The sequence below is a fragment of the Clostridium sp. D53t1_180928_C8 genome, assembly GCF_015667795.1.
GTDB lineage: Bacteria > Bacillota > Clostridia > Clostridiales > Clostridiaceae > Clostridium.
Map to the genome: position 1 here is coordinate 1 of NZ_JADPEL010000086.1, position 7170 is coordinate 7170.

6 protein-coding genes are annotated in these 7170 nt (G+C 23.4%); 1 reads left to right on the forward strand and 5 read right to left on the reverse strand.

Annotated features, from left to right (window positions below; translation table 11 throughout):
* Positions 1–42: 42 nt before the first annotated feature.
* From I4V51_RS20115 to I4V51_RS20125, 3 genes are all read right to left on the reverse strand, one after another.
* Positions 43–1209, reverse strand: a complete 1167-nt coding sequence (locus I4V51_RS20115; protein WP_195990225.1) for an AI-2E family transporter — start codon at positions 1207–1209, stop codon at positions 43–45.
* A 364-nt stretch (positions 1210–1573) separates the two neighbouring features.
* Positions 1574–2332 (reverse strand): hypothetical protein, encoded by a 759-nt coding sequence (locus I4V51_RS20120; RefSeq protein WP_195990226.1) that lies wholly within the window; start codon positions 2330–2332, stop codon positions 1574–1576.
* Between the two features lie 164 nt (positions 2333–2496).
* Positions 2497–4242, reverse strand: a complete 1746-nt coding sequence (locus tag I4V51_RS20125) for a M56 family metallopeptidase (RefSeq protein WP_195990227.1) — start codon at positions 4240–4242, stop codon at positions 2497–2499.
* A gap of 234 nt (positions 4243–4476) precedes the next feature.
* Here I4V51_RS20125 and I4V51_RS20130 point away from each other — a divergent pair, with 234 nt between their 5' ends.
* Positions 4477–4866 (forward strand): BlaI/MecI/CopY family transcriptional regulator, encoded by a 390-nt coding sequence (locus tag I4V51_RS20130; RefSeq protein ID WP_195990228.1) that lies wholly within the window; start codon positions 4477–4479, stop codon positions 4864–4866.
* Between the two features lie 34 nt (positions 4867–4900).
* Here the strand turns inward: I4V51_RS20130 and I4V51_RS20135 are convergent, their stop codons facing one another.
* Together I4V51_RS20135 and I4V51_RS21445 are read right to left on the reverse strand one after the other, a co-directional pair.
* The gene (locus I4V51_RS20135) at positions 4901–6523 is read right to left on the reverse strand and encodes a Na/Pi cotransporter family protein (protein ID WP_195990229.1); all 1623 of its coding nucleotides are present in this window, start codon (positions 6521–6523) and stop codon (positions 4901–4903) included.
* 118 nt (positions 6524–6641) lie between these two features.
* Positions 6642–7073 carry a pyridoxamine 5'-phosphate oxidase family protein gene (locus I4V51_RS21445; protein WP_347708676.1) on the reverse strand — a complete coding sequence of 144 codons (432 nt, stop codon included), beginning with the start codon at positions 7071–7073 and terminating at the stop codon, positions 6642–6644.
* Positions 7074–7170 lie beyond the last annotated feature (97 nt).

Below are 7170 nucleotides of genomic sequence, written 5' to 3' on the forward strand. Positions count from 1 at the left end.
CTATATCTCCTATTTTAAATTCAACATAATTATATATAATATCTATATATTATTAAACTTTTTTTCACCATATCTATTTAAGTAAATTCTAATTAATCCTGCTATTGGCATAGATAATATCATTCCTAATGCGCCAAAATAGCTTCCTCCTATTAATACAACTATAAGTATCCAAACTGGAGATAATCCAATTTTATCTCCAACAATTTTAGGTTGAACAAAATTCCCATCAATTTGTTGATATAACAAAAGTAATATTGCTCCTGTTATTCCCATAGACATACTTGTAAATATTCCTAAAATAAATGCTAATACAGCACCTAGAATTGGCCCTATATATGGAATTATATTAGTTATACCAGCTAAAACACCTATTAAAACTGCAAATGGATGTTTTATTATTAGTAAAAGTATAGTTGAAACTATTCCAACAATTATTGAATCTAAAATTTCTCCTAAAATGAATTTACCAACTATATTATCTAAATCTATCAAGAAGATTGTAAGAGCATTTTCAAATTTATTAGGTAATAAAATATGGGCAAATTTCTTTAATTGTCTTATTAATCTTTCTTTATCAGATAAGAAATAAATCATTAATATTATAGTAACAATAAAATTTAATATAAATGAAGAAATATTAGATATTGAAGATACAAAAAAACTTACTATTTTCTCAGCTACTATTCCAACCCTATTTGCTATTTCTGATGCTATTTGTCCTGTAATTGGTATATCTATATTTTTATCTTTTAAACTTTTAACAATTTCATTAGTCCATATTTTTAATTGATTTTCAAGTTTTGGTAAGGAATCTATTATTTCATTAATACTTTTAAATATTGGAGGCACTATGTAGTTATATATTAAAACTAATAAAATAATCACTAAAGATAAAAGTAAAATAATACTTAATAATCTTAACAAGAAATTATATTTAAAATTATTTTTTTTAGATGTTTTTGATAGAAAATTAGCTAATAGTTTTTCTATATACATCATTGGTTCATTTAATAAATAAGCTAATAACATAGCATATAAAATAGGCTTAATTATACCTATAAAATTTTTAAATTGATATACAATCCACTCAATTATATTCTCACTATAAACTATTGTTTTTACTGTTAATACAACAACTAAAGCTATAAATATAATTATAACTCCATATTTTATATAAAATTTATTATTTCTAAGCTTATCAATCATATTAGATTTCCTCTCCTTAAGTTTTCTTTAATTTTAACTAATTGCTTATAATAATTTACCCATAATTAAGTAATTTAATTTATATGAAAGAAAAAAAGAAATCTTAATAATTTATCTAACTAATATTTTTTAACTCTGTAAATTAAGAGTAATAACTCCCACTACATAATCATTTTCTTTAACACTCAAATATAATAAAAAAAGATGCAACAATATTGATAGTTTTTTACCTATTCTAAGGATTTTTCCTTAACTATTGTTGCACCATTGCAAATTTCTTAAATATAACTTAAGACTAAATTTATTCTATTATGATATTTTTAATATATCTTTTTTCTATTTCTATAAATATTTTAATAATATGTTATTCAAATAGCCTAAGTACTCTTTCTACATATTCTTGATTGTAGCCATTATTTTTAAAGTCCTCTATATAGAACCTATCAACTACTTTTGATTTGCCTAAACTTTGTAATTTACTATCAATTTCATAGACAACATTTTCGTATCTTTCATCAACAACTTCAATTGAACCGCCAATTAAACTTATTTTAGTTCCATCACTCATAACTAAATTGTAGTATACATTACTATCTTGACCTTTGGTAAAACCTAACTCTAATCTTTCTACATCATCATAATAATATACTTTATCTGAAAAAACTGTTTTATAAATTATTTCATCATTTGTTACTGCTGTATAATTTGTATAACTAAAAATTATAACTCCAACTACAAAAATAATATATAAAAATTTAGTTAAATTATTTTTAGAAATTACACTAATTTTTCTATCCATTTCTATAGTCCATTTAACTAATGGACTATATGAATCAATATTCTCATATCTTATTTCACCTTTACTTTTAGAAGATATTTTTTTACTTAAAAATTTTCTATTAAGCTTAACTATTATTATACCAATAACAGAAGCTATAAGTATCATAATAGCACCCATACTTTCTGAAGATATTGTATAAAGTAAAAATGATTTTCTATGAGAAATTAATTTATGACTTTCAACAAATAGTAAATTCCCTCCTATTACTAATACTATAGTAGTAAAAACTATTATTAAATATTTTAAGATCCACCCTAAAAACTCTTTTATTGATTTATTCAAAACACTTCACCTACTTTTATATTAGGTTTACCCCCAAAAAATCTTTAATACTATTTTACTACCTTTTTAAATTATTATCCATATTAATACCTTAAGTACTTTATAATTAAAAATCTAATACCATTATATTAATATTCACATTTCAATATTATAAATATTATTTATTATTGTAGAACTGTTGCAAAGCTTTCACTAACACTATCTAACAGCGTATTAATTTCCTCTACACTCATTTTTTCATCACCTATATTTAAAACAATTGACTTTTTTGATAAATGTAAATTAAAGTTATTTATTCCTTCTCTATATTGTACTATTTTTGTTTTTATTCCCCTATTAACTAACTCCTCATTTAAAGCATTTGCTAATATTAAGTTTTCGCCATAATTTTCACATTTTTCTGCTAAAATTATTTCTATATCTGATTTATCTGTATCTTCTTCATTACTTTCTCCCCTATGAATATCTATTAAAACATAATTTGAAAAATTTGATATATTCCCTTTAATAGTATTTTCTGCATTTAAAAATGATGTTTTATATTCACTTGGTTGTTGACATTCTAAAAATGTTGAATTTATACTTAATTCATTTAACTTATCACTTAATACTTTTCCTGCATCCATAACAGAATAGCCATCTTTGTACTCCTCATCACCATGAGAGTTATAAATAACTGCATTAATTTTTGAATTTACTTCTTTATTACTAAGAGATACTTCATTTAAATCAACATCTAAAGTTACATCCTTACCTTTTACAACCTTAGTATTTATTTCATTAGAAATATTATTAACTAATTTTTTATTAATACTATTTGTATCCTTTAATTCAGATTTCTCTGAATTTATACCACTACTTAAAGTAATACTACCTAATAATATTATAACCCCTGTACCCGCTATTATTTTTCCAATTCCAATCTTTTTATTATTTCCAATCATAATAATTCTCTCCTTTAACTTTTTCTTATTATTAATCATTGAACTAATTCCTAAAGGTATATAAGCTTCCCCTATATAACTAAGAACGTTAATAATTGTATAACCATAAGATACCCTTTCCCTTTTATCTAACTTTGAAATAACCATATTGTCACAAGCTACTTCACAATCTTCTTTTAATGTATTTAGTGCAAATAATATTATTGGATTAAACCAGTATACAGCCTTTAATAAATATATAATCAAAGTTAAAGTAACATCTTTTCTTTTATAATGACATAGCTCATGTAAAATTATATATTTTAATTCCTCCTTCTTAATATTATTAAATATTTTTAGTGGAATTAAAATTTTAGGTTTTATAACACCACATAAAGCTGGACTACTAATTTCATTAACTACTAATATTTCTATATTTCTTCTTATATTTAATAAAGTTAAACACTCCTTTAATATTTTATAAGACTGTCTATTATATCTGTATATCATATTTTTTCTTATATTGATCAACTTATAATAAGAAAAAATTAAAAATATAAAAAATATAGAAATTCCAGTTATCCATATAGAGATTAATATTGTTTTTGTATTAAAATAATTATTTATATTTGCTGATTTTGACATAGGTTTTTCAATAATATTATTTGAAGTTTCTGAAATGTTATTTATAGGTGTTTTTATCTTATTTGTATACGACTTTATTTGAGAATTATCATTTATTAATTTTTCATCATATGAAATGGAGGTATCAACCTTATTAAATAAATTGTAAATACTTATTTTACTTTCTGGACCATAAGGTATAATCAATTTAATTATTAATAAAAGCCATAAAAAATATACTATATTAATTCCTAATATTTTTCTTATAATAGGCCTTAAAATTAATATAATAATTGCTAAGATTGAAGTCAGTATCGATACTTGAAATATTATATTTAATATATTTATACAAGTCACCTCCATTTTTTGAATTACAATTGTAATCTGTAATTATAGTTTACACTTGTAATTTTAAATAGTCAATATTTATTTTACAAATTTTACTATTAATATTCTTGAATTTTTATCTGTTTACATAATTCATACTATAATAATATTATTACATAAAATGTAATAATATTATTATATTGACAAAAATAAATTACATGTGTAAACTTAAAGTATAAATTACATCTGTAATCAAGAGAGGTGTTATTAATGAAGGAATTACCTAAAATATCTGATTCTGAATGGGAAGTCATGAAAATTATTTGGAAAAATGATACTATAACTTCTACTGAAATAATTAAGGAGCTACAAGAAAAAACAAATTGGAAAGCTCCAACTATTAAAACATTAATTAATAGATTGTTAAATAAAGAAGCTATTAACTTTACTAAGAAAGGGAAGGAATATTATTACTTTTCTATTATTTGTGAAGAAGAATGTGTTAGAGAAGAAAGTGAAAGTTTTTTAAATAAAGTTTTTAATGGCTCTTTAAATTCAATGATGATTAACTTTGTTAAGTCACAAAAACTTACAAATACTGAAATTAACGAATTAAAGTCCATATTAAATAATTATGAAACTAAAGAAAAAGAACAATAAGGAAAAAACTTATTGTTCTTTTTAATAATCTATTTTATTTATTAACCATTATTACTCTCTTAGCAATACTTGCTGAATGATCTGAAATTCTTTCAATATTAGTTAATGAATCTAAGTATATTATTCCAGAATCTATACTGCAAAGATGCTGATTTAATCTCTTCATATGTTCATTTCTATAAGCTTTATCTAACTCATCTACATCTTCTTCTAATTCTATAGCATTATTTGCAATACTCATGTCATTTTGTTTCATTGCTTCAAGTGATAAATCATATGATTCTAATGTTTTATTATAAATTTCCTTTATTTCATTTAAAGCTTTTTCAGAAAATTTAACATTATTCTTTATAGCATCTTCAGCCAATTCCGCTATATTTTCTGATAAATCCCCTATTCTTTCTATATCATTTATAGTATGAAATAATAAATCTAAAGATTTTCTCATATTATCGTCTAATGATCTATTTGATAGCTTAATTAAATAATCTATAATTCTTTTTTGTTGTTCATTTATTAGTCTTTCTTTTTCGAATGTTTCATTTATCTGCTTTTGAGACTTATTTATTAAAGCATTAGTTGCACTTGTAAAGCCATCTTTCGCTTTTTTTCCCATTCTAAGAGATTCCCTAATTATATTTCCATAGGCTATAGCAGGTGTTTCTAACATTCTATCATCTAAATATTTAATAATAGTAGTGCTTTCTTTTTCTTCATCGTCTTTATCAGTTATTATTAACATAGCTAGCTTAACTATAAATTTAGAAAATGGAAGTAAAAGAATAACATTTACTATGTTAAACAAAGTATGTGAATTTGCTATTTGTCTAGCAGAATCATTTGGATTTAAATATTGTACTATCCAAGTTATAGGTTTATTTAAAATAACCATAAATAAAATTGTACCTATTATATTGAAGCACAAGTGCATTATAGCAGCTCTTTTAGCATTTTTATTTGCACCTACACTTGATAAAAGTGAAGTTGTACAACTACCAATATTATCTCCATATAGTATTGGTAATGCTCCAGATAGTGGCATTAACCCTTGGGATGATAATGCTATTAATATCCCCATAGAAGCACTTGAACTTTGTAATATAGTTGTCATTAAAAATCCAGCAATTAATGCTATAAATGGCTCTGTTGCAATTTTAGCTAGAATACTTTTTACGATTGGATATTCTGATAGTGGTGCAACCGCTTCTTTCATAAATCGCATACCTATAAATAGTATTGCAAATCCAATTAATATTTCAGAAATATTCTTAAGCATAGGTTTAGATTTTGAACCTATCATATATAGTACTATACCAATTCCAAGGGCTATAGATGATAATATACTCACATCAAAAGAAACTAACTGTGCTGTAACAGTTGTTCCTATATTAGCACCCATTATTACTCCTATTGCTTGATAAAGACTCATTATACCAGCATTAACAAATCCAACAACCATTACTGTTGTTGCTCCACTACTTTGAATAATTCCTGTAACTACCGTTCCTACTAATACCCCCATTATTGTACTACTTGTTAAAAGCCCAATAGCTTTTTCTAATTTAGGACCTGTTGATTTTTGAAGGCCTTCTCCCATTACGCTTATCCCATAAAGAAATAGACCTAAACCTCCTATAAGACTTATTAATATATGCAAAAATACCCCTCCTAAAAAACTTACTATTATTATTCTCCTTTTTAGAAGACTAATTTATACATATAATAAAATAATACTTAATTGAATTTATAGAAAAAAGGATTCACATTGGAATCCTCTACTTATTATCTGATATCATATTTAAAATTTGCCTAACATCACCATTATATTTTTTAAATTCAGTATTTAATAATTCAAACTTTTCAACTGAAACCCTAAAAACATTTAGTATTATATCTAGCTTTTTAATTGTATTCATACTAATATTTCTTAATTTCATTACCTTAAGATATTCATCACTTAAATATTCTATATTAGTAGCTTCACCAGTAATTTGTATGCCTCCAATTTTTTTCATATCCTTATAATTATCAAAGATTCCTATACTAACTTTATTATTTCTTAATATATTAGCAAATTTAATTCCACCTTCTGATATAAAATAAAACGTATCATTATAATAAATATATTCAATAGGTGTAGCTCTTGGTTGATTTTCATATGAAGTACAAAGGACACATGTATTATGATTAGAAATAAATTTTTTAATTACCTTTTTAACTACTTCTTTACCAAGTTATGGGGGTTGAAAACAATTAATAGGAGGGTAAAAAATGCCAGACTATAAAATGGATATAAGAGGAAAA